Origin of the sequence: Streptomyces coryli, from assembly GCF_011044975.1 — a bacterium.
In the GTDB taxonomy this organism is placed as follows: Bacteria; Actinomycetota; Actinomycetes; order Streptomycetales; family Streptomycetaceae; genus Streptomyces; species Streptomyces coryli.
Map to the genome: position 1 here is coordinate 1 of NZ_JAAKZV010000124.1, position 22,838 is coordinate 22,838.

Here is a 22,838-nt window from a genome sequence, read left to right on the forward strand (position 1 = left end):
CTCGGGGTCGGGGCGGCGGGGCTGGTGCGGCTGCTCGATGTCGATCGGGTGCTGATCGGCGGTCGTACGGTGCTGGGCGCGCCGGAGACGTATCTGGCGGGCGTACGGGACGAGCTCGCCGGGGGCGGTGAAGCGGCCGGGTGCGAGCTGGCGCCGCGGGGCGGGCGGCTGGTCGCCGAGGGGGCCGCGGAGCTGGCGCTGGCGGCGCTGTTCGGGCGCGGGCCGGCGATTTAGCAGCTCAGGCGGTCTGCGGAGCAGCCCACCATCGGAAAACCTGGGTATTGGGCCGAACGGGCGGAAAGACGGCGCTTCTTGGGCGATCAATGCCGTGGCGCCGCCCTTCGCCCTCTGCGACGTGCCAGTGTCGCCACCATGCGCCCCCGCTGTGCCATCGCCGTCTCCGCCGCCGCCGCGGCCGCGCTCTCCAGCGCGCCGGCGCCGGCGGCAGCGATGGCCGCGGAGACCGCCGCCGCCCCGCGCTGCGGCACCTCCCCCGGCCGCGACTTCCCCGTCAAGGCCCGCCTCACCGGCATGGATACGCGCTTCGCCGCCGGCGACCCGGCCCGCGCCGGAGTCCTCCACCTCCGCAACGCCACCGACTCGCCCTGCCTGGCGGTGCACCCCGTGGCGGTGCTGACGGACCGCTCCGGGCGGCTCACTCCTTCCGACATCCGGCTGCGCTTCTACGACGGCGGCCGGTGGCGGGCGATCCCCTTCCGTAAGACCGAACGAGCCGAGAACGTCGGCGTCTTCGATGCCGCGGGCCCCGGGCTGCGGATCGCCGCGGGCGAGACGCTCGATGTGCCGGTGCGGCTCGGCTTCGCCGGGGACACGCCGGCGGGCGAGGTGAAGGCGAGCGTCACGACCGTCGCGCGGCGCGGGTCCGACGGCGACTGGGTGGGGCAGTCGCGGGAGGTCGAACTCACGGTCCGGAAGCCGGGACAGGCGTCGGGGCCGGGGGCGCGGGGGAAGGAAGAACGTGCGGAGCGTGGGGCCGCGAGCGCCACGCCCGGCTCCGGTGGCGGCTCGACGCCGGGGCACGACACGGAAGAAGCGCCCGGGGGCGGGATCTCCCGGACGCCGTCAGAACTCGCAGACTCGGGCTGGGGCGACATGCTCCGGCCCGCCGGCACCGTCGGCGCCTTCCTCCTCGGCGGCGGTGCATTGGTGGTGGGATCTCGGCGCCTCCGTAGGCGCTGAACCAGCCGTTCCCACCGCGCCCGATGATGCGGCATCCGTGCTGCTGCTCTCCAGCAGCGCGGATGCCGCTCTCGCGGCCAACGCCGGACGGGCTGCAGCACGCCCAGGTCGACCGGGTGAGAATGATGCGCGTGACCACACATCTCGACCCCGCCGCTCCCGTGCACGCCGGTATCCCCGAGCACGGGCGCGTTCCCAAGTACTACGCCGTGAAGGCGGAACTCGCCGTCCTCATCGACGGGATGGCCGAGGGCCAGGCCGTTCCCGCCGAGCGGGACATCGCCGCCGAGTACGCGGTCTCCCGGGACACCGTCCGGCAGGCGCTCCGGGATCTCGTCCTGGAGGGGCGGCTGCGCCGGCAGGGGCGGGGGACGGTGGTGGCCGGGCCCAAGCTGGAGCAGCCGCTGGCGCTGGCCAGTTATACGGAGGGGGTGCGGCGGCAGGGGCGTACGCCCGGGCGGACGCTGATCGCGCTCGAGCGGATCGCGTGTCCGCCGCGGCTGGCCGCGGATCTGGATATCCCGGGCGCGGAGCCGGTGTGGCACATGGAGCGGGTGCTGCTCGCCGATGACGAGCGGGTGGGTCTTGAGTCCACGTATGTCGCCGTGGACCGGATGCCGCGGCTGGACGAGGACTTCGATCCGGATTCGTCTTTTTACGGGTATCTGCACGACCGTCTCGGCATCGGTTTCGGGGATGCCGACGAGCGGCTGGAGACCGTGCTCGCGACGCCGCGGGAGGCGCTGCTCGTCGGGACGCCGCCGGGGCTGCCGATGCTGCTCATCCACCGGTGGTCGCGGGATACGGAGGGGCGGCCGCTGGAGCGGGTGCGGTCGCTTTACCGGGGGGATCGGTTCAGCTTCACCGCGAAGCTGCAAGGGCGGGGGTAGGAAACCGTCACCAAGGCGGTCGAGTTGGCCCGTTTTCATCACGGAAAGATAACGGGTCCAGACCAGTCTTGCCGCTCTGTTAACCCGCACGTCGCCATGTGTCCCTGATCCGGCCACCGGGCGCCCGGATCGTCTGGGGCATGCGAGTCATAGTCGTAGGAGCCGGCGTGGTGGGCACCATGCACGCCTGGCAGGCCATCGAACGAGGCCACGAGGTCGTGCAGATCGAGCGGGAGGCGGCGGCGCGCGGCGCCTCCGTGCGTAACTTCGGTCTGGTCTGGGTCAGCGGGCGGTCGGGCGGCGTCGAGCTGGACAGCGCGCTGCGGGCCCGGGAGCTGTGGGAGGAGATCGGCGACCGGGTTCCGGACCTCGGGTTCCGGCCCTGCGGCTCCCTCACCGCGCTGACGGACGAGGACGAGCTGAGCGTCGCCAGGAGCGCGCTGCGGCTGGCCGACGCCGGGGCGCGGGGCTTCAAGCTGCTGAGCGCCGACGAGGCGCGGGAGGTCAATCCGGCGCTGCGCGGCGAGGCGCTGCGGGGGGCCCTGTGGTGCGAGCGGGACGCCGTCGTCGAGACCAGGACCGCGCAGCGGGTGCTGCAGGCCAAGCTGCGGGAGAACCCGCGGTACCGGCTGCTCACCGGGCGCGAGGTGCGCGAGATCGTGGGCGAGAAGGCCGTACGGGACGACCACGGGGACATCCACCAGGGCGATGTCGTCATGGTGTGCACCGGGGCCTGGCTGGGCGGGCTGGTGCGGGAGCTGGCGCCCGAGCTGCCGGTACGGCGGGTGCGGCTGCAGATGATGCAGACCGATCCGCTGGACGAGCCGCTGACCACGGCGGTCGCCGACGGTGACAGCTTCCGGTACTACCCGGCGTACGACGAGAGCCCGCTGGGGCCGCAGCCGGCCGTGGCCGCCGAGCACAAGATGCAGCTGCTGATGGTGCAGCACGCCGGCGGGCTGACCATCGGCGACACCCACGAGTACGCGGCGCCCTTCAACTTCGACGTCGTCGAGGACCCGTACGAGCACCTGGCCGCGGTCGCCGAGAAGATCCTCGGCCGGCCGCTGCCGAAGATCCGGCGGCGCTGGGCGGGCGTGTACGCCCAGTGCACCGACAGCACCGCGCTCGTCCACCGCGAGCAGGTGCGCGACGGAGTGTGGCTGGTGACCGGGCCCGGTGGGCGCGGCATGACCTGCTCTCCCGAGATAGCCGAGACCACCGCGAACGAGCTGGGTTGGTGACACCCCTCATGACCTCTCCTACTCCCGACATCAAGCTGGTCGTGCTCGACATGGCCGGCACCACCGTCGCCGACGGCGGCCTGGTCGAGCGGGCCTTCTCGGCGGCGGCCGAGCGGCTCGGCGTGCGGCCGGGCAGCGACGATCACGCGAAGAAGCTGCAGTACGTCCGCGACACCATGGGCGAGTCGAAGATCACCGTCTTCCGGGCCCTGTTCGGCGACGAGGAGCTCGCGCAGCGGGCCAACGCCGCCTTCGAGACCGCTTACGGCGAGCTGGTGGGCGGCGGCGCGATCGCCCCGATTCCCGGCGCCCGGGAGGCCGTTGAGCAGCTGCGCGCCGCCGGGCTGACCGTGGTGCTCAGCACCGGCTTCGCCCGGGTCACGCAGGACGCCATCCTGGACGCGCTCGGCTGGCAGCAGCTGGCCGACCTGACGCTGTGTCCTGCGGATGCCGGGCGCGGCCGCCCGTATCCGGACATGGTGCTGGCCGCGCTGCTGCGGACCGGCGCGGCGGACGACGTCCGCGAGATCGCGGTGGCCGGCGACACGGCGTACGACATGCTCACCGGGCTGCGCGCCGGGGCGAGCGTGCGGGCCGGGGTGCTGACCGGGGCGCATGGTGCGGATGCGCTGCGGGCGGCCGGGGCCACGCGGGTGCTCGGCTCGGTGGCGGAGCTGCCGGGGCTGCTGCTCGCCGGCCGGGCGAGGGCCGAGGCATGAGCGCGCCGGCCATGACCGCGGCGGCGCCCGCCGCCGGGACACGCGCCAGCGGCATCCGCTTCGAGGGTGTGTCGGTCGCGTACGGCGACACCGTCGTCCTCGACTCCCTCGACCTGACCGTCGAGCCGGGCGAGGTCATGGCGCTGCTCGGGCCCTCGGGCTCGGGGAAGACCACCGCGCTGCGGGCGGTCGCCGGGTTCGTGACGCCGGCGTCCGGGCGGGTGTTCATCGGCGACCGCGATGTCACCGGCCTGCCGCCGTACAAGCGGGGCGTCGGGATGGTGGTGCAGCAGTACGCGCTCTTCCCGCACATGAAGGTCGAGGACAATGTCGCCTTCGGGCTGAAGGCGCAGAAGGCGCCGCGCGGTGAGATCGGCGGCCGGGTCGCCGAGGCGCTGCGGATGACGGGCATGGACGCGTATGCCGGGCGGTATCCGCGGGAGTTGTCGGGCGGCCAGCAGCAGCGCGTCGCGATCGCGCGGGCGCTGGCGATCCAGCCGGATGTGCTGCTGCTCGACGAGCCGCTGTCGGCGCTGGACGCGCAGCTGCGTGCCGGGATGCTGGCGGAGCTGGCGCGGCTGCACCGGGAGCTGCCGGACCTGTCGATCCTGTACGTGACCCACGACCAGGTCGAGGCGCTCACGCTGGCCGACCGGATCGCGGTGATGGACAAGGCGCGGCTGCGGGACTGCGGGACGCCGCAGGAGCTGTACCGGCGGCCGGCCACGGAGTTCACGGCGTCGTTCGTGGGCAACGCGAATCTGCTGCGGGTCGCCGTGGCGGACGGGGCGGCGTCGCTGGACGGGACGCGGCTGGAGGTCAGCGGCGACGTCACCGGCACCGAGGGCACCTTGTGCGTACGACCGCATCTGGTCGGGCTCGGCGACGGGCCGAACGCGCTGCGGGGGGCCGTGACCGGCCTGCAGTGGCGCGGGTCTTCGCACCGGGTGACGGTGGCCGTGGCCGGCCAGGAGGTCACGGCGGAGGTGCGGGAGCTGCGCACGCCGCCGGGGCTGGGGGACGAGGTCACGGTGCACTTCGCGGCCGAGGACGCGCATCTGCTGCCGCAGGGGGGTGCTCTTCGTGGCTGACGCCACCACCACCGAGCCCCGGCTGCGGCAACCCCGCGACACAGCAACGGGCGGTTCGTGGGCGGGCAAGATGCCAGGCGCGAAGCGCCGGGGCCGGGGCCGGACGCAAGCCTGGCTCTGGGCGCTCCCACCCGTCGCCGTCCTCGCCCTCGTTTTCCTCTACCCCCTCGCCCTGGTGATCCAGCAGAGCTTCACCACCGACATGGGTGAGACCTCCGCCGAGCCGTACTCCGAGGTCTTCGCCTCGCAGGCCTTCCGCGATGCCCTCGGGACCACCGTCTGGCTGGCCGTCGGCTCGACCATCGGCTGTCTGGTCCTCGGCTTCGTACTCGCGACCATCGTCGCCTTCGTGCCCTTCCCCGGCAGCCGCGCCGTCGCGAAGTTCATCGACGTCTTCCTCTCCTTCCCGTCCTTCCTGATCACCCTCGCCCTGCTCTTCATCTACGGCACCGTGGGCATGGCCAACGGGATCTGGACCGACGCGACCGGCGCCTCCGCCGGCCCCATCGACTTCCTGACCACCCCCTGGGGCGTCCTCCTCGCCGAGGTCACCTTCTTCACGCCCTTCGTGATGCGCCCCCTCCTCGCCGCCTTCTCCCAACTGGACACCGCCCAGCTGGAGGTGGCGTCCTCCCTCGGCGCCCGGCCGCTGCGCATCATCCGGCAGATCATCCTGCCCGAGGCGCTGCCCGCCCTGGGCGCCGGCGGCGCGCTGGTGCTGGTCATGACGCTGAACGAGTTCGGCATCGTGCTCTTCACCGGCGCCAAGGACGTAACGACCCTGCCGATGCTCGTCTACTCCAAGGCGATCCTCGAGTCCGACTACACCGCCGCCTGCGTCGTCGCGGTCGTCAACATCGCGATCTCCGTGGGCCTTTACTCCCTGTACCGGGTGGTGAGCCGCCGTGCTGGTGCATAGCCGCAAGGGCCGCTGGTCGGCCTGGGCGATCTTCCTCGCCCTCTTCCTGCCGCTCTTCGCGCTGCCGCTCCTGGTCATCGCGGTCGCGTCCTTCTCCACCAACTGGTCGGGCGCCTTCCCCTCCGGCTTCACCAGCGGCCATTACGAGAAGGCGATCCGCGGCGCCTCGCTGCAGGCGCTCACCACCAGCCTGCTCACCGCCGCCGCCGCGAGCGTGCTCGCGCTGGCCGCGGGCGGCTGGGCGGCGCTGGCGGCGCACTCGCTGCGCAGCAGGGGACGGCGGGTGCTCGACGCGCTGTTCATGCTGCCGGTCGCCGTACCCTCCGTCGTCGTCGGCCTCGCGGTCCTGGTCGCCTTCAGCAAGCCGCCGATGCTGCTCAACGGCACCCGGTGGATCGTGATCATCGCGCACACGATCCTGGTCACCGCCTTCGCCTACCAGTCGGTCTCGGCCGCGGTGAAGCGCCTCGACCCGGCGTACGAGCAGGCCGCCGCGTCGCTCGGCGCCCGCCCGGCGTATGTGCTGTGGAAGGTGAAGCTGCCGCTGCTGCTGCCGTCGCTGAATGCCGCCGCAGGCCTCTGCTTCGCCCTCTCCATGGGCGAGCTCAGCGCCACGATCATGCTCTATCCGCCCGACTGGCTGCCGCTGCCGGTCTCGATCTACACGGCCACCGACCGGGGCTCGCTCTTCACCGGCTCCGCGCTCGCGGTGGTCCTGATGGGCACGACGCTGCTGGTGCTGCTCGGCCTGTCGCGTATCCGCACCAAAGCCACTTATCGCTGACCTGATCCCGAAGGAATCACCCCTCATGCGAAAGCAGATACTCATCGCCACCGGCCTCGTCGCCGCCCTGGGCCTCACCGCCTCCGCCTGCAGCGGCTCGTCCGCCGCGGGCGACCCCAAGTCCGTCACCGTGTACAGCGCCGACGGGCTCAAGGGCGAGGCCGGCGACGGCTGGTACGACAAGGTCTTCAAGGACTTCGAGAAGAAGACCGGCATCAAGGTCAAGTACGTGGAGGGCGGCTCCGGCGAGATGGTGCAGCGCGCCGTCCGGGAGAAGTCCAACACCCAGGCCGATGTCCTCGTCACCCTCCCGCCGTTCATCCAGCAGGCGGACGCCAAGGGCCTGATCGAGAAATACGAGCCCAAGGACGCCGCCAAGGTGGACGCCGACAGCAAGGACCCGGACGGCAAGTGGGTCTCCATCGTCAACAACTACTTCGGCTTCATCTACAACAAGAAGGAGCTGAAGCAGGCCCCGAAGACCTGGGACGAGCTGCTCGACGCCAAGTACAAGGGCAAGCTGCAGTACTCGACCCCGGGTGTCGCCGGCGACGGCACCGCGATGGTCATCAAGGCCATGCACGACATGGGCGGCAAGGACGCGGCCATGGAGTACTTCAAGAAGCTGCAGCCGAACAACGTCGGCCCGTCGTCCTCGACTTCGAAGCTCGCCCCCAAGACGGACAAGGGCGAGCTGCTGGTCGCCAACGGCGATGTGCAGATGAACTTCGCCCAGTCCAAGGACATGCCGAACCTCGGCATCTGGTTCCCCCAGGGCAAGGGCGGCAAGCCGACCAGCTTCGCTCTCCCGTACGCGGCGGGCCTGGTCAAGGGCGCTCCGCAGTCGAAGAACGGCAAGAAGCTGCTCGACTTCATGCTGAGCGAGAAGGCGCAGGCAGAGGTCAGCTCGGTCGGCGGCGGCTTCTCGTCCCGTACGGACGTCAAGGCCACCGACGACAACGCCCAGGCGCTCGCCGGCACGATGAAGGGCGTCGAGATCTTCCAGCCCGACTGGGCGGACATCTCGGAGAACCTCGACTCCTACATCGACTCCTGGAAGGAAGCGACGGGCAGCTGAGCGCCCTGGCCGCCGGCTACTTGAGCGCCGCCCGCGCGATCCGCTCCGCCACTGGGTTCATCGACTCGCCCTTCGCATCGGTCGAGTTGACGGAATACACCAGGGTGCGGGAGAGGTCTCGCGTGGCGGCGACCATCGCTGTGTAGCCGTAGCGGGCGCCGGACTTGAGCCAGTAGACCTTGCCGCCGTGCTCGAAGCGCTGCAGGCCGGCGCTGTAGGAGGCGCCGTCGATGCCCTTCGGCACGGTGAACATCTCCTGGAGCTGCGGCCCGGGCACGATCCGGCCCCGGAAGAGCGCTCCCAGCAGCCGCTCCAGGTCCGCGGTCGTGGAGATCATGTCGCCCGCGGCCCAGCGGTCGGCCTGGTTCCACTCGGTGACGTCGACCATTTTCGTGGTCCCGTCGGGCCGGGACACCGCCTGGTAGCCGCTGTTGTGCGGGCCGTGGATGCGCGGGTCGGTGCCGGGGAACGAGGTGTGCCGCATGCCCGCGGGGCGCAGCACGAGGCGGGTCGCCTGGCGCGCGTAGGAGTCGCCGGTGACCTTCTCGACGAGCATCCCGAGCACCGTGTAGTTGATGTTCAGGTAGTGCTGTCGGGCGCCCGGGGCGAACTCAGGGCCCTTGGCCACGGCTCCGGCCACGACGTCCTTGGGAGTGAGGGTGTCGTAGCGATGCGCGTACACCTCCTCGAAGGTCTCCCCGAGGCCGGCGCCCGCCGGGATGCCGCTGGTGTGGTTGAGCAGCTGCCGTACGGTGATCGGCGCGAAGTCCGCGGACAGCAGCCCCGGCAGATAGCGCTGCACCGTCGCGTCCAGGTCCACCTTCCCCTCGGCCGCGAGCCGGAGCACGAGCGCCGCGGTCACCACCTTGGTCGTCGACCCGGCCCTGAAGCGCGCCTTCGGATCGGCATCCCGCCCACTCACCAGATCGTGCACACCCGCACTGCCACGCCAGCTGCCATCACTCCCGCCCACCCGCACCAGCGCCGCCGTCGCTTCGGCATCCGGCAGCCCGGCGAGCGCCGCCCGCAGCGCAGCGGCATCCGGCCCTGCCGAGGTGGTACGCGCGGACGCGGGAGCGTCGGCGAACGCCGGGGCGGCCAGCGGGACGGCGGTGAGGCCGAGCACGAGGGCGGCGGCGACGGCTATCGAGGTACGGGCGGGCATCGGGGCTCCAGGGGTGTCGGTGGCCGAGTGGATCTCGGTCTCGACACATCCTGGGACGGCGGACGTTGGCCCGGAACGTCGCCAAGGTGGAGCCGCCACCCTGGGATTGCGCGGGTCAGCCCCTAGGGGCCCGGCGTCAGACCAGGTCGACGAGGTTCGCGATCGAGTCGACGACCTTCGTCGGGCGGAACGGGTAGCGGTCGATGTCGGACTTGGTCGTCAGGCCCGTAAGGACGAGGAAGGTCTCCATGCCGGCCTCCAGGCCGGCCAGCACGTCCGTGTCCATGCGGTCGCCGATCATGGCGGAGGACTCCGAGTGGGCGCCGATCACGTTCAGGCCGGTGCGCATCATGAGCGGGTTCGGCTTGCCGACGAAGTACGGCTCCTTGCCCGTGGCCTTCGTGATCAGGGCGGCGACCGAGCCGGTCGCGGGCAGCGCGCCCTCCGGCGAGGGGCCGGTGTTGTCGGGGTTGGTGGCGATGAAGCGGGCGCCGTCGTTGATCAGGCGGATCGCCTTGGTGAGGGCCTCGAAGGAGTACGTGCGGGTCTCCCCCAGGATCACGAAGTCGGGGGACACATCGGTGAGCACATAGCCGGCGTCGTGCAGCGCCGTGGTCAGCCCGGCCTCGCCGATGACGTACGCCGTGCCGCCCGGGTGCTGGTTGTCCAGGAACTTCGCGGTCGCCAGGGCCGAGGTCCAGATGTTCTCCACCGGCACCTCGAGGCCGATGCGGTTCAGGCGGGCGTGCAGGTCGCGGGCCGTATAGATGGAATTGTTCGTCAGGACCAGGAAGGGCTTGCCCGAATCGCGCAGCTTCTTGATGAATTCATCCGCCCCCGGCACCGGCACCCCTTCGTGCATCAGCACGCCGTCCATGTCGGTCAGCCAGGACTCGATGGGCTTGCGCTCTGTCATGGGCGGGGGCTCCTGCCGTCATACACGGGACCTGTGGGACGCGACCATGCTAAGCGCGTCCCCCGGGAGGGCGCCCCTCGGCCGTACTCGCCCGCCCGGGTGCGGAGCGACCCGTTCGGAGCAGCGGAAGCCGGGCTGCGGGTGCGGCGGGCGGGCAGCCGTGAATGGCTTGGATGCATGCGCCGCGCCCATGCGTTCTTCCTCGCCCTGCTGCCGCTCGGGTTGACCACCGCCTGCGTCAGCGCGTACGCGGCCGGATACGTCACGGTGATGCCGTATTCCGCCGAGCCCGGGGACGAGGTGGAGGTCAGCACCTACGCCTGCCGCGGGGAGCGGGCCTTCGGGTACTCCGACGCCTTTGTCGCGCCGGTGCGGCTCGAGGCCGATCACACGGTGCGGGAGCTGCAGGGGACCGCGCGGATCCGGGAGGGGATCCAGCCGCGCGAGTACCGGGTGCGGGTGCGCTGTGACGACGACGAGACGGTGGCGCTGGGGACCGTGGACGTACGCGATCCGTGGAAGCGCGGACACCACGGCGACAAGTGGAAGCGCCACGGCGGCTACGAGCGGCCGCACTCCCCCGTGCACGCGGGCGGCGGCGGCACCGCCGAGGTGACCACGGCGCAGAGCCCGGCCGAGCGGTTCAAGGACGCGCTGCCGGTGGCCGGGGCGGGCGTCGCGGCGCTGACCCTCGCCGGGGTCGCGCTGCACCGGCGGCGCAAGGCGGCCACCGCAGAGACCACCGCCGAGACCGGCGCCGGGAGCCGCCGTGGCCGCTGACCGCATCAGGACCCGGACGATCTCCGCCGCCGCCTGGGGCGTGCTGCTGCTGTGCCTGTGGCTGTGGAGCCGCGGGCTCGGCGAGGACGCGCAGGACAACGCCGGCGCGCAGAACGCCTTCACCGCCGCCCAGGTCCTCCAGGGCCCGGCGCCGAAGGCGGCAAAGCCGCTCAATCCCGCCGGGCCGCAGGGCGTGGAGGTGAAGTCGATCGGCGTGCAGGCCGTCGTCTCCAAGCGCGGCCTGGACAAGAGCGGCGCCGTCGACCCGCCGCCGTTCGGCAGCGCCAACGAGGTCGGCTGGTACCAGGGCGGCGCCACCCCGGGCGCGGCCGGCGCCGCAATCATGGTCGGGCACGTCGACACCCGCTCCAAGCCCGCGGTCTTCTACCGGCTGCACGACATCCGCCCCGGCGAGAAGATCCGGGTGAACCGGGCGGACGGCACCGCGGCCGTCTTCACCGTCGAGCGGGTGGAGACCTTCGACAAGGAGAGCTTCAACGCCGACCGGGTCTACGGGCCGCACAAGAAGGGCCGCGCCGAGCTCCGGCTGATCACCTGCGGCGGCGAATACCAGCCGCTGGAGAAGGCCTACACCGGGAACCTGGTCGTCTCCGCGTATCTCACCGGCACCTCGCCGTAGATATCGAACTCGACATCCAGCCGGACCAGCCGCAGCGTCCGCAGCAGCCGCGGGCAGTCGCAGAGCAGACAGACCCGGCCGCCGCGGGCCCGCGCCCGGCGCTGGGCGCGCAGCAGCGGCGACAGCCCGGTGCAGTCGGCGAAGGTGACCTCGCGCAGGTCGACCAGCAGCTCGGAACCGGGGGCGGACGTGAGTGCGTCCAATTCGGTACCGATGCGGTCGCAAGTGGCGGCGTCGAGCTCACCGCTGAGCGCGACGACGGCGCGGTTTCCGGTCATCATGTGTCTTCGTGGTCGGCTCGGTGGGTCGGCTCGGTGATCGGCTCGCTGTGCTCGGTCGGATACGGGGCGGGGCAACCCGTCGATCGTAGGGCGCCGCGCCGACGGGTGTGACACTTCACGGAAGTGCTTGACACACGGGGGGACTTAGCGCTACGGGCGCACCCGCGCTGACCTGGGAAGGCCGCGTCGGGCGCCCGCCGGAGTATGCCAGCATGGGGGTACCGCAATGTCGTCCAAGGGGGAGTGGATGTACGGCAAGTACGCCAGCCGTACGGCTCTGACCGCCGTGTCCGTGGTGCTGTCGCTGGGCGTGATGACAGCGTGCTCGGACTCCGGTGAGCCGGACCAGCCCGATGAAGGCGGAGGGATCAAGAGCCGGTCGAACGCGCCGTACTGGGTCAATCCGCAGGGAAACGCGGCCAAGCAGGTCGCCGCGTACCGCAAAGACAACAAGGACAGCCAGGCGAAGCTCATCGAGCGCATCGCCGGGCAGCCGGTCGCGGAATGGATCGGCACCGAGGACCCGCAGGGCGAGACCCGCGGCTTCACCGAGGCCGCGAAGAAGAAGGGGCGCGGCGCGCTGCTCGTCCTGTACAACATCCCGCACCGCGACTGCGGCCAGTACTCCAAGGGCGGCGCCGCGGACGGCAATGCCTACCGGGGCTGGCTGGACGGCGTGCTGAAGGGCATCGGCAAGCGCGAGGCCACGGTCATCGTGGAGCCGGACTCCCTCCCCCACCTGCTGCAGGAGGGCTGCACCCCGCAGCAGTTCCACGAGGAGCGGTACGCGCTGCTCAAGGAGGCCGTGGGCAAGCTCAAGGCGCTGCCGAACACCAAGGTCTATCTGGACGCGGGCAACCCCGGCTTCACCCAGGACCCGGGCGCGCTGGTGGAGCCGCTGAAGCGGGCCGGGATCGACCAGGCCGACGGCTTCTCGCTGAACGTGTCGAACTTCGTCACAACGGAGGACAACACGGCGTACGGCAAGAAGCTCTCCGCCATGGTGGGCAACAAGCCGTTCGTCATCGACACCAGCCGCAACGGCAACGGCCCGCCCGGCGGCGAGGGCGAGGACGCGTGGTGCAATCCGCGCGGCCGCGCGCTCGGTGAGCCGCCGACCACGAAGACCGGCGACGACCTCGTCGACGCCTACCTGTGGGTCAAGCGCCCGGGTGAGTCGGACGGCACCTGCCACGGCGGCCCGAAGGCCGGCGAGTGGTGGCCGGAGTACGCGCTGGAGCTCGCGAAGAACGCGAAGAAGTAAGCGGCACAGAGGCAAAGGCCCGCCCCTCCGAGGGGGCGGGCCTTTCCGCGTTACGGGCCTGGCGCCTACGGCGTCGGCAGGAGTCCCTGCCCCGTCGCCGGCGCCTGCACGTCCTCGGCCGCCGCCGACTTCGGTACGTACAGCCACACCGCCTCGGACGGCGTGCCCTTCTTGTCGACGACGTTGAGCATGTACCAGCCGGGGGTGAGCAGCGACGGGTCCTTGGGCAGCGTGATCGTGATGCCGTCCTGGGTCCGCTTGAAGTCCACCGCGATCGACCGCTGCTCGACGTCCGTCACGTGCGTGAACGCGCCCGGGCGCAGCAGCCGCACCTTCTCGATCTTCGACGGATTCGACGTCTTGTACGTGGCCGAACCGCCCAGCTGCACCCGGTCCTTGGCGCCCGCCGAGCTGATCGTCGGCCGCTTGCCGTGGAACATGTACGGCGGCCGGTAGATGTCGATCTGCTGCTCGAACTTGCCCGGCTTGGTGTTCGCCTTGTCGCTGTAGAGCGAGTCGGAGCCGAAGGTCATCACCCGGCCGTCGGGCAGCAGCAGCCCGCCGGAGTGGTAGTTGCGGCCTACCAGCGGGTCCGCGGCCGGCTTGGCGGTGTTGGCCTTCGGGTCGTAGATCTCCGACTTGAGCACGTTGCTGTCGCTGCGGCCGCGGTAGTCGCCGGAGCCGTTGGTGGTCAGCACCGTGTCGTCGGGGAGGATGACGCTGCTCGGGTAGCGCGCCTTCTCGTACAGCGGCGGGCCGTCGGTGAAGCGCGGCTTGTCGGCCTTGAGGTCGACCAGGCGGCGGTCCGCGGTGGCCTTCTCCGACTCGCCGACGCCGCCGCCGCCGAGCACCATGTACTTCTGGTTCTGCGCGGGCGGCAGCAGCACGGACATCGACGTCTCCAGGGCGTCGCTGTCCGTCATGCCGGGGATCTTGCTGAACTTGTTGCTCTTCAGGTCCCACAGGCCGGGCACCCGGCCCTTGTCGGCGGGGCCGTAGCCGGCGTTGGAGCCGGAGTAGAAGATCTTGTTCTGGCCGGCCAGGAAGAGCGCCGGGTAGGTCGGGAAGAAGCGCGTCTTCGGCAGGTACTTCCAGCTCTTGGTGGCCGGGTTGTAGATCTCGTTCTTGCCCGGGACGACCTGGCCGATCTCATCGAGCCCGGAGACCGACAGCACCTTGCCGTCCTGCAGCGAGGTCAGCGTCGGGTACCAGCGGGCCTCGTTCATCGGGTCGACCCGGATGTAGCGCTCGGCCTTGGGGTCGAACTCGAAGGAGTCCTTGATCCCCTGGAAGTCCTTCTTGTCGAAGGACAGCTTCTGCGCGATGCCGTACGTGTTGCGGGCGTCGGCGCCGGCGAGGCCGGAGATCTTGTAGTTGTCCTCGGTGCCGGTCTCGTACTTCTGGCCGCGCTTGAGCGCCTCGACGTAGACGCGTCCGGTGGAGGCGGTGACGGTGACCTTGCCGGTGGCCGGGTTCACCTTCTTCTTGGCCCGGGGGATGTTGAGGCTCTCGTGCGCCTCGAAGGTCTTGCCGTTCTTCTTGCCGGTGAAGCGGGTGCCCGCCTTCAGCGTGATCGGCTTGTCGGGGTTCTCGTTGTGGACGATCATCAGGCCGCCGGCCTTCTTCACGTCGCCCTTGAGCTTCTCGTAGCGCTGAGTGCCGCCGGCGACCAGCAGCTTGCCGTCGGGCAGCTGGGTGTGGCCGGCGCAGAACAGGTCCACGGGCGTCTTGATGTTCTTGAAGGTGTTCTTCGCCGGGTCCCACAGGACGGTACGGAAGGTCTTCGCGTCGAAGTTCTTCGCGTTGTTGCCGGAGCCGGCGACGAGCAGCACCTTGCCGGTGTGCAGCAGGGCGGCGTGGATCGTATTGATCTTGTACTGCTCGGGAACGTCGACGGCCTCCCAGTGGCCGTTGTCCGCCTTGTACTCGGGGCGGTTGATGTTCCACGTGTGGTACTTGTCCGTGCCGAAGCGATAGAGCCACGGCGCGTTCACGGCGCCCACCACTATGATCACCGCCGCACCGACCGCGAGGCGGCGGGTGCGGCGGCTGGGACCCTTGATCGTGCGGGTCATTACTCAGTTCCCCCAGAGACTTGCAGGGCGGCTTTTCTCTTCTTTTTGTCGTTGCGCACCGTGTAGCGCCAGCCGATGATCGGCGCCGCGGTGATCAGCAGGGCCAGCGCGGCCCACGTGAGCATCGCCGGGTGGTCGTGCCCCAGATAGAACGACCCGAAGAGCGAGCTCGCGAAGATCAGAATGAAGAACAGATGCACCCGGAACGTGCCGAAGAGCGTGTCCGGGCTCGACGAATCGCCCTTGGGCGTGACCACGAACTTCGACTTCCGGCGCAGCACGGCGTCCATCAGCGAGCGCGCGTAGATCGGCGCCGAGAGCGCGGACATCAGCATGCCGGCGAGGCCGCCGGAGCCCTCCGGCTCGTGCGGCGAGACGTTGTGCCGCCGGTTCCAGATGTAGAGGCCGATCTGCAGCGCCGAGGCGTTGCCGTAGAGCATCAGCCACACGACGGGGTCGATGTTCACACCCGAGGCGCCCATGCCCAGGAAGAGGGCGCAGGACAGCGCGGCGAGAATCCAGTTCAGCGCCGAGATCGGGTAGAAGATGATCATCATCGTGTAGTTGAACAGCTTCCCGAAGGGCAGCGTGAACGGCGCCTTCCAGAACTGCTTGAGGATCGTCTCGTACGTGCCCCGGGACCAGCGCAGCTGCTGGGTGAAGAAGTCGGTCCAGGAGTTCGGGCCCTCGCCGACGGCGAGCACGTCCGGGGTGTAGACCGACTTCCACTTCTTGCCGGTGGCGTGGTTCTTGGCGCGGTGCATCTCGAAGCCGGTGGCCATGTCCTCCGTAATGGAGTCATAGAGGCCGCCGATCTGCTTCAGCGCCTTGATGCGTACGGCGTTGGAGGTGCCGACGAACATCGGCGCCCCGTAGGCGTTCCCCGCGCGCTGGATCAGCGCGTGGAAGAGGAACTGCTGCGACTCGGCCGCCTTGGTGACGAACGTGTCGTAGTTGCCGTAGACCTGCGGGCCGATGACGAAGCCCACGTCCGGGTCGCGGAAGAAGCCGAGCATCCGCTCCAGGTAGTTCGGCAGCGGCACGTGGTCGGTGTCGACGGACGCGAAGTAGTCGTAGTCGTCGCCGTGCGCCTGCAGCCAGGCGTTGTAGTTGCCGTGCTTGGTCTTGGCGCGGTGCGGGCCCTTCTTCTGGTTCCACGCGGCGACGCCCTTGCGGGAGAAGTGGTGCACGCCGAGCCGCGCGCACACCTCTTTGACCGCCGGGTCGTCGCCCTCGTCGAGGAGCCAGACGTGCAGCAGGCCGCGGTGGCGGATGCGCACAGCGGCCTCGAGGGTCTTCGTCACCATCTCGAGGGGCTCTTTGCCCGGCACGAAGGAGGTGAGGAAGGCGACGCGGGTGCCGGTCTCGGGGACGACCGGGACCGGGTCCCGGGCGACGAGGGTGGCATGCGCGTTGGAGGTGACGTTGAGCGTACGGAAGAGCTCGATCAGGCCGATCGCCACCAGCATGACGATGTCGAGCTTGACGACGAGATCGGAGACGCCGGCGTCGCGCTCGGTCCAGTGCGTCGGCTGCAGCAGCCAGACCAGCAGGCCGAGCGAGACCAGCGGCGCGGCGCCGAGCAGCAGCGCGGCGCGCACCCGGTGGGGCTCGTCCGCGAGCAGGCTGCGGTAGCGCACCTTGTACGGCTGATGCGGGTCCGGCTGGGTCAGCGGTCCCGCGAGTCTGCTGTAGTGCTCATAGTCGTAGCGGGGCGGTGGCCCCTTCTTGCGTCGGCGCGGGCCACGGTGCGAGGGTCCGCTGCGCGCGCCGGGCACACGCAGGCGCGTCGTTGTGGCCGGGTCATAGGGCCGGGCGCCAGTAGGCGTGGTCATCTTCCTTCCCCCCGCACGCTCCCACGTGCCTCAGGTCTCCGCACCCGCCACGGAAGGTTCCCTTCGACCACACGCGGGCACGGCTGTTGCGTCCACTCACCCTTATCGACTCCAGGCGGCGGCTGTCGGTTGCATAGATTCCCAGCCCGGATAGCTCTGATTCCGTGATCGCCGACACTCGATCTACCGACTGTTCAGCGTCACTGACACCCCGTCATGATCGCAATCAGATCACCCGAGCGAAGGATCAACCGAACATACGCCTACTGGGCGGGTTTTCGCCATGGCGGGAACCCGCCCGGGCAGGGGGTGCCGCTGAGGCAGAAGTTGTTCGAACATCCTGTGCATGACATCGACAACTCGGCCGGTTTCCCTGGTCGTTGCTGCCGCGTCCGCGCTCGCGCTCGGCGGCGGGCTGCTGTCCCCCGCGGGCGCCGCGGCGGCGGACGCAGGGGCGGTATCCGGCAAGTCAGGAAAGATCCCCGAGCGTACGGTGACGCTCATCACCGGAGATGTGGTGCACTTCACGGATCTCCCGGGCGATCAGGACGTGGTCACCGTGGACCGGCCGGCGGGCGCGACCGGCGGGGTGCACGTCCAGAGCGACGGCGAGCGCACCTACGTGATCCCGCAGGAGGCGGAGCGGCTGCTGGCCCAGGACCGCCTCGACCGGCGGCTGTTCGATGTCACGACGCTCGTGAAGATGGGGTACGACGACGCCCGCTCGGGGTCGGTCCCGGTGATCGCGAGCGCGGGGCGCACTGCAGCGAAGACCCGCGCGGCGGCGCCCGCCGCGCCCCGGGGCAGCAAGGCGGTCCGTACGCTGCAGTCGATCTCGGCCACCGCGCTGAAGGTCGACAAGGACCGCGGGCGGGACTTCTTCAAGGACCTCGAGGGCATCGGGAAGGTCTGGCTCGACGGCCGGGTCAAGGCGAACCTCAAGGAGTCGGTGCCGCAGATCGGCGCCCCGCAGGCCTGGGCGAAGGGGTACGACGGCAAGGGCGCCAAGGTCGCCGTCCTCGACACCGGCGTGGACGCCACGCACCCGGACCTCAAGGACCGTATCGCCGGGTCCAAGTCCTTCGTCCCCGGCGAGGAGGTCACCGACAAGCACGGTCACGGCACGCACGTCGCCTCGACCGTCGGCGGTACGGGGGCCGCGTCCGACGGCGCGTACAAGGGCGTCGCGCCGCAGGCCGACCTGCTGATCGGCAAGGTGCTCGACGACAGCGGCTATGGCGAGGACTCCTCGATCATCGAGGCGATGGAGTGGGCGAAGGCGGACGGCGCCGACGTGGTCTCCATGAGCCTCGGCAGCCAGCAGCCCGACGACGGCAACGACCCGATGGCGCAGGCGGTGAACTCCCTCTCCGCGAACGGCGGCCCGCTCTACGTCATCGCGGCCGGCAACTCCGGCGGCGAGGGCACCGTCTCCGCGCCCGGCTCCGCCGCGTCCGCGCTCACCGTGGCCGCGGTCGACAAGTCCGACGGCCGCGCCGGCTTCTCCAGCCAGGGCCCGCTCTTCGGCTCGTACGGACTCAAGCCGGACGTCGCCGCCCCCGGCGTGGCCATCACCGCGGCCGCCTCGCAGGCGCAGCCGAACCCGCCGGGGATGTACGAGCCGATGGACGGCACCTCGATGGCCACCCCGCACGTCGCAGGGGCCGCCGCGATCCTCAAGCAGCGGCACCCGGACTGGGACGGGCAGCGGATCAAGGACGCGCTGCTGTCGTCGTCCAAGGCGCTCGCGGATGACGACCCGTACTCGATGGGCGCGGGCCGGGTGGACGTCGCCGCGGCCGTGGACGCCGCCGTCACCGCGACCGGCTCGGTGGACGCCGGCGTCTTCAAGTGGCCGCACGAGAGCGGCGAGACGGCCGAGCGGACCATCACGTACCGCAATGACGGGACGGCGGCCGCTCAGCTGAAGCTGGCCGCCGGCTCCTCCGCGGCGAAGCTGTCCGCCGACACCGTGACCGTCCCGGCGGGCGGCACCGCCGAGGTGAAGGTGGCGCTCGACCCGGCCGCCATGGAGGTCGGCAGCCACACCTCCGGGCTGGTGACCGCGACCGGCGCCGACGGCAAGGCCGTCGCGCACACCGCGTACGGACTCTTCAAGGAGGACGAGCGGTACGACACGACGCTGAAGCTCACCGACCGCGCGGGCAAGCCCGCCTCCGGCCGGGTCGCGCTGATGCGCGAGGGCAACCAGGGCCCCGACCTCATCCAGGTGGACGGCGGCAGCGAGACGCTCCGGCTGCCGGCGGGCGACTACCTCGCCTACTGGTGGCCCGACGTCCCCGGCTCCCGCCCGGATTCGCTCGCCGCCGGCCTGGTGATCGACCCGGAGGTGTCGGTACGCGCCGACACCGTCATCGGCCTGGACGCCCGCAAGCTGCGCAAGGTCTCCGCCGAGGTCGACCGCCCGGTCACCGACCGGCAGCGCAATGTCGACTTCAACCGGGTCTTCGGCGACGGCAGTGAGTGGCGGGACATGTTCCAGCTGCCGGTCACGTACGACGAGATCTGGGTGACGCCGACCGAGAAGCCCGAGCGCGGCAGCTTCGACCAGCTGACCCGCTGGCGGTACGCGGAGCCGAACCTGCGCGTCACCGCGGGCGGCCGCGACATCCCCGTGCTCCAGCAGATCGGCGGCGCCAGCCGCGACGGCCGCGGCACGCCGCGCACCGTCTACGCGGGCAAGGGCGCCGCCGCCGACTACGAGGGCCTCGACGCCAAGGGCAAGGCCGTGCTCGTACGGCGCAGCGACGACGTCGAGCCGCTGGCCCGCGCCGAGGCGGCCGTCAAGGCGGGTGCCGCGCTGCTCATCGTGATCGGGGACGAGCGCGGCCGGCTCAGCGAGTGGTACGAGAAGGACGACGGCAGCAGCCAGCCGATCCCGGTGGTGACAGTGATGCGGGAGGCCGGGGACCGGCTGGTTGCGGGCGCGGGACAGCCGCTGAGCGTCACCGAGAAGCGCTGGTCGGAGTACGTATACGACTTGGTCGACCAGCATCAGGGCGCGATCCCCGACCGGCTCTCCTACCGCCCGGACCACGACGACCTGGCCCGTATCGACGCCCGCTACTACGGGACGAAGGAAGCCCCCGGCGCCGGATTCCGCTACAACATCCCGGCCTGGGGCCCGGGCATCGGCTTCAAGGAGCGGGAGTGGTACCCCGGCACCCGGACGGAGTACGTCACGCCGAAGGTCAATGGCGCGGGCTTCTGGTACGAGAACCACGCCTATGACATCGGCGGCGGTCAGGACGACTGGGAGCAGCGGTCGGGCGAGGAGGAGTACGCGGCGGACCGGCGCTACTCGCGCCACTGGTTCGAGCCGATCGTCCAGCCGCGCTTCGGCGACGGCTATGAGAGCACCGTCATCGACCGGTCGGGCGTGCAGGTGAACGTCCCCATGTGGTCGGACTCCGGGGCCGGTCACTCCGGCGCGATGGGGGCCGACGAGTACGACACCGGCGACATCGCGCTCTACCAGGGCGACAGCCTGGTGAAGCGGATGAACGGCCGCGCCCTCTGGGCCGACCTGCCGCAGGAGACCAAGCCGTACCGGGTGGTGGCCCAGTCAGGCCGGGACGCGAAGACCTGGGGCACCTCGACCAAGGTGCGCACCGAGTTCGGCTTCGTCTACGAGCCGCTGCCCGAGGGTGTCTTCCAGAAGGATCTGCGGCTGCTGAACCCGCGGCTGCAGCTCCCCACCACCGGCCTCGACGGCCGGGTCCCGGCCGGCTCGCGGCCCGAACTCACCTTCGCCGCCGCCACCCAGGACTGGATGCCGGACCGGGTGACGGCGACCGAGGGGCAGGTCTCGGCGTCGTACGACGGCGGCAAGACCTGGCACGAGCTGGCGCTGCGGCCGGCGGGCGCGGGCACCTGGAAGACCCGCCTCGACGTGCCGGACACCTCCGGCGGCAGCGTGTCGCTGCGGCTGTCGGCGAAGGCGCCCGGGGGCTACACGGTCGCGCAGGAGATCAAGGACGCCGTGCTGGTGCGGTAGCCGCTGAACCGGACCCGGCGGTCCAGGTGCTTCAGCCCTGGACCGCCAGGTCCTTCAGCAGCTTGGCGACGTGCCCCGTCGCCTTGACGTTGTAGAGCGCCCGCTCGACCTTGCCCTGCTCGTCGACGACGACGGTCGAACGGATGACACCCGTCACCGTCTTGCCGTACAGCTTCTTCTCGCCGAAGGCGCCGTACTCCTCGAGGACCTTCTTCTCCGGGTCGCCGACCAGCGTGACCTTCAGCGACTCCTTCTCGCGGAACTTCGCGAGCTTCTCCGGCTTGTCCGGGGAGACGCCGATGACGTCGTAGCCGGCGGCGGCCAGCACCTCGAGGTTGTCGGTGAAGTCGCAGGCCTGCTTGGTGCAGCCGGGGGTGAGGGCGGCCGGGTAGAAGTACACGATGACCTTGCGGCCCTTGTGGTCGGCGAGCGAGACCTCGTTGCCGTCCGCGTCGGGCAGGGTGAAGGCCGGGGCGGTGTCGCCGGGCTGGAGGCGCTCGCTCATCTTCTTCGCTCCTTCGAGGGTGGGTGTCGCAGGCGAGCCTAACGGCTGACAGACTGTGCGCAGGGCCTGTGTGGTGCGTCCCGTCGTCGCGCGAAGCGCGGCGCAGCGGCGTCCGGTGCGTGCCCTCGGCGTGCGGTGTCGCCGGTCATGTGGCGGAGCCACCTGTCCGGGGGCGCCGTGCGCCGAGGGTGCGTGCCGGGCGTCGGGGCGCAGACGGGACGCACCACGCAGGCCCTGGTACAGGCAGTGTCGGTGACCCATGAAGGACGACGGAGGCAGCGCGGTGCCGGAATCCAGGACCCCTGCGCAGATCGAGGCGGAGATCACCCGCAGGAGGCAGGAGCTCTCCGCGACGCTCGACGAGATCGCCACGCGGGTGAGCCCCAGCGCGATCATGGGCGACGTGCGCGCTCGCACCCTCGGCGAGGTCGACCGCATCGCCGGACGGGCGTACGTGGCGGCCAACCGCGCCGTGACCGACGCCCGCAAGGCCCTGGTCTCCCCCGACGGCGCGCCCCGGCTCGAGCGCATCGTCCCGGTCGCGCTGACCGCCATCGCGGTCGTCGGCCTGCTCGCGATGAACTCCCGGCGACCCCAGTCCACCCGCCGTGGCCTGCGCCGCCGCCGTCGGTAACCTTCTCTGCCGTGAGCACCGAATCCCACGACAAACTCCCCATCCGGATGCTGCACGACCGCGTCCTGGTCCGTACCGACACCGGCGAGGGCGAGCGCCGCTCGTCCGGCGGCATCGTGATCCCCGCGACGGCCGCCATCGGCAAGAAGCTGGCCTGGGCCGAGGTGGTCGCGACCGGGCAGAACGTGCGCACCGTGGAGCCCGGTGACCGGGTGCTCTACGACCCGGAGGACCGGGGCGAGGTCGAGGTGCGGGGCGTGGCGTACGTGCTGCTGCGGGAGCGGGATCTGCATGCGGTGGCGGCGGAGCGGTTCGAGGCCTCGACGGACTCGACCGGCCTTTACCTCTAAAGTTTGTTAAGGTTAAAGAGACCCGACGAGACGCGCCGTACCGGGCCCAAGGCAAAGACGACGCACCCCCGTAAGCACCACTTCACGGAGGTCCGTCATGGCCTGGCTCGTATTGATCATTTCCGGCGTCCTCGAGGCCGTCTGGGCGACCGCCCTCGGCAAATCGGAGGGCTTCAGCCGCCCGCTCCCGTCCGTCGTCTTCGGCCTCGGCCTGCTGCTCAGCATGGCCGGCCTGGCCTTCGCGCTGCGCACGCTGCCCGTGGGTACGGGCTACGCGGTGTGGGTGGGCATCGGCGCGGTGCTCACCGTCACGTACGCGATGATCTTCGACGGCGAACAGGCGAGCCTGCTGAAGCTGCTCTTCCTGGCGGGCATCGTGGGCTGCGTCATCGGCCTGAAGGTCCTGCACTGACCGCCTGACCGGCGGCCGGCAGCGCGGCTGTTCCCACC

Annotated in this window: 21 protein-coding genes, 1 pseudogene and 1 riboswitch; of the genes and pseudogenes, 16 read left to right on the forward strand and 6 right to left on the reverse strand. The window is 70.8% G+C overall.

What is annotated here, in order from left to right:
* From G5C51_RS24610 to G5C51_RS24650, 9 genes and pseudogenes are all read left to right on the forward strand, one after another.
* Window positions 1-234 (forward strand): annotated as a pseudogene (locus tag G5C51_RS24610) (ROK family transcriptional regulator); the annotation flags it as partial.
* Window positions 235-372: 138 nt separating this feature from the next.
* The gene (locus tag G5C51_RS24615; protein WP_165240378.1) at window positions 373-1,200 is read left to right on the forward strand and encodes a hypothetical protein; all 828 of its coding nucleotides are present in this window, start codon (window positions 373-375) and stop codon (window positions 1,198-1,200) included.
* Window positions 1,201-1,331: 131 nt separating this feature from the next.
* Window positions 1,332-2,090: a GntR family transcriptional regulator gene (locus G5C51_RS24620; RefSeq protein ID WP_338118294.1), complete on the forward strand. Its 759-nt coding sequence runs from the start codon at window positions 1,332-1,334 to the stop codon at window positions 2,088-2,090.
* Window positions 2,091-2,230: 140 nt separating this feature from the next.
* The gene (locus G5C51_RS24625) at window positions 2,231-3,334 is read left to right on the forward strand and encodes a TIGR03364 family FAD-dependent oxidoreductase (RefSeq protein ID WP_165240380.1); all 1,104 of its coding nucleotides are present in this window, start codon (window positions 2,231-2,233) and stop codon (window positions 3,332-3,334) included.
* Window positions 3,335-3,342: 8 nt separating this feature from the next.
* Entirely contained in the window at window positions 3,343-4,053 is a 711-nt protein-coding gene (locus tag G5C51_RS24630) for a phosphonatase-like hydrolase (protein WP_165240381.1), read from the forward strand.
* Window positions 4,050-5,144 carry an ABC transporter ATP-binding protein gene (locus G5C51_RS24635; RefSeq protein ID WP_165240382.1) on the forward strand — a complete coding sequence of 365 codons (1,095 nt, stop codon included), beginning with the start codon at window positions 4,050-4,052 and terminating at the stop codon, window positions 5,142-5,144. The genes G5C51_RS24630 and G5C51_RS24635 overlap by 4 nt, the downstream gene beginning before the upstream one ends.
* 70 nt (window positions 5,145-5,214) lie before the next feature.
* Window positions 5,215-6,063 carry a 2-aminoethylphosphonate ABC transporter permease subunit gene (locus G5C51_RS24640; RefSeq protein WP_165240395.1) on the forward strand — a complete coding sequence of 283 codons (849 nt, stop codon included), beginning with the start codon at window positions 5,215-5,217 and terminating at the stop codon, window positions 6,061-6,063.
* Complete coding sequence (locus G5C51_RS24645) at window positions 6,050-6,847, forward strand: ABC transporter permease subunit (RefSeq protein WP_165240383.1); 798 nt, start codon at window positions 6,050-6,052, stop codon at window positions 6,845-6,847. The genes G5C51_RS24640 and G5C51_RS24645 overlap by 14 nt, the downstream gene beginning before the upstream one ends.
* A 25-nt stretch (window positions 6,848-6,872) precedes the next feature.
* Window positions 6,873-7,925, forward strand: coding sequence for a 2-aminoethylphosphonate ABC transporter substrate-binding protein (locus tag G5C51_RS24650; protein WP_165240384.1), 1,053 nt, complete (start codon window positions 6,873-6,875; stop codon window positions 7,923-7,925).
* 16 nt (window positions 7,926-7,941) lie between these two features.
* Here the strand turns inward: G5C51_RS24650 and G5C51_RS24655 are convergent, their stop codons facing one another.
* Both G5C51_RS24655 and G5C51_RS24660 read right to left on the reverse strand, forming a co-directional pair.
* Window positions 7,942-9,090 (reverse strand): serine hydrolase domain-containing protein, encoded by a 1,149-nt coding sequence (locus G5C51_RS24655; RefSeq protein ID WP_165240385.1) that lies wholly within the window; start codon window positions 9,088-9,090, stop codon window positions 7,942-7,944.
* Between the two features lie 136 nt (window positions 9,091-9,226).
* Window positions 9,227-10,006: an HAD-IIA family hydrolase gene (locus tag G5C51_RS24660; protein WP_165240386.1), complete on the reverse strand. Its 780-nt coding sequence runs from the start codon at window positions 10,004-10,006 to the stop codon at window positions 9,227-9,229.
* A 177-nt stretch (window positions 10,007-10,183) separates the two neighbouring features.
* On the opposite strand from G5C51_RS24660, the gene G5C51_RS24665 reads away from it, so the two are divergent.
* Window positions 10,184-10,786, forward strand: coding sequence for a hypothetical protein (locus G5C51_RS24665; protein WP_165240387.1), 603 nt, complete (start codon window positions 10,184-10,186; stop codon window positions 10,784-10,786).
* Entirely contained in the window at window positions 10,776-11,426 is a 651-nt protein-coding gene (locus G5C51_RS24670) for a class F sortase (protein WP_165240388.1), read from the forward strand. The genes G5C51_RS24665 and G5C51_RS24670 overlap by 11 nt, the downstream gene beginning before the upstream one ends.
* Here the strand turns inward: G5C51_RS24670 and G5C51_RS24675 are convergent.
* Window positions 11,375-11,704 carry an STAS domain-containing protein gene (locus tag G5C51_RS24675; RefSeq protein WP_240929899.1) on the reverse strand — a complete coding sequence of 110 codons (330 nt, stop codon included), beginning with the start codon at window positions 11,702-11,704 and terminating at the stop codon, window positions 11,375-11,377. The genes G5C51_RS24670 and G5C51_RS24675 overlap by 52 nt on opposite strands.
* Before the next feature lie 229 nt (window positions 11,705-11,933).
* Between G5C51_RS24675 and G5C51_RS24680 the strand changes: the two genes are divergently transcribed.
* A complete protein-coding gene (locus tag G5C51_RS24680) occupies window positions 11,934-12,971 on the forward strand; it encodes a glycoside hydrolase family 6 protein (protein ID WP_240929900.1) in 1,038 nt (345 codons plus the stop codon).
* Window positions 12,972-13,036: 65 nt separating this feature from the next.
* Here G5C51_RS24680 and glxA read toward each other — a convergent pair whose 3' ends face one another.
* Both glxA and G5C51_RS24690 read right to left on the reverse strand, forming a co-directional pair.
* Entirely contained in the window at window positions 13,037-15,046 is a 2,010-nt protein-coding gene (glxA, locus tag G5C51_RS24685) for a radical copper oxidase GlxA (RefSeq protein WP_165240390.1), read from the reverse strand.
* Window positions 15,046-16,881, reverse strand: a complete 1,836-nt coding sequence (locus G5C51_RS24690) for a glycosyltransferase family 2 protein (protein WP_165240391.1) — start codon at window positions 16,879-16,881, stop codon at window positions 15,046-15,048. Before G5C51_RS24690 ends, glxA begins: the two co-directional genes overlap by 1 nt.
* A 346-nt stretch (window positions 16,882-17,227) precedes the next feature.
* Between G5C51_RS24690 and G5C51_RS24695 the strand changes: the two genes are divergently transcribed.
* A complete protein-coding gene (locus G5C51_RS24695) occupies window positions 17,228-20,899 on the forward strand; it encodes a S8 family serine peptidase (protein WP_165240392.1) in 3,672 nt (1,223 codons plus the stop codon).
* A gap of 31 nt (window positions 20,900-20,930) precedes the next feature.
* Here the strand turns inward: G5C51_RS24695 and bcp are convergent, their stop codons facing one another.
* Window positions 20,931-21,404: a thioredoxin-dependent thiol peroxidase gene (gene bcp / locus G5C51_RS24700; protein ID WP_165240393.1), complete on the reverse strand. Its 474-nt coding sequence runs from the start codon at window positions 21,402-21,404 to the stop codon at window positions 20,931-20,933.
* A gap of 283 nt (window positions 21,405-21,687) precedes the next feature.
* On the opposite strand from bcp, the gene G5C51_RS24705 reads away from it, so the two are divergent.
* The 3 genes from G5C51_RS24705 (at window position 21,688) to G5C51_RS24715 (ending at window position 22,800) form a co-directional block, all read left to right on the forward strand.
* Entirely contained in the window at window positions 21,688-22,038 is a 351-nt protein-coding gene (locus G5C51_RS24705; protein ID WP_165240397.1) for a DUF3618 domain-containing protein, read from the forward strand.
* Window positions 22,039-22,085: 47 nt separating this feature from the next.
* Complete coding sequence (locus tag G5C51_RS24710) at window positions 22,086-22,388, forward strand: GroES family chaperonin (protein ID WP_165240398.1); 303 nt, start codon at window positions 22,086-22,088, stop codon at window positions 22,386-22,388.
* Window positions 22,386-22,455: riboswitch (guanidine-III (ykkC-III) riboswitch) on the forward strand. It overlaps the preceding gene by 3 nt.
* A gap of 30 nt (window positions 22,456-22,485) precedes the next feature.
* On the forward strand, window positions 22,486-22,800 hold the full coding sequence (locus G5C51_RS24715) for a DMT family transporter (RefSeq protein WP_165240394.1): 315 nt from the start codon (window positions 22,486-22,488) through the stop codon (window positions 22,798-22,800).
* Window positions 22,801-22,838 lie beyond the last annotated feature (38 nt).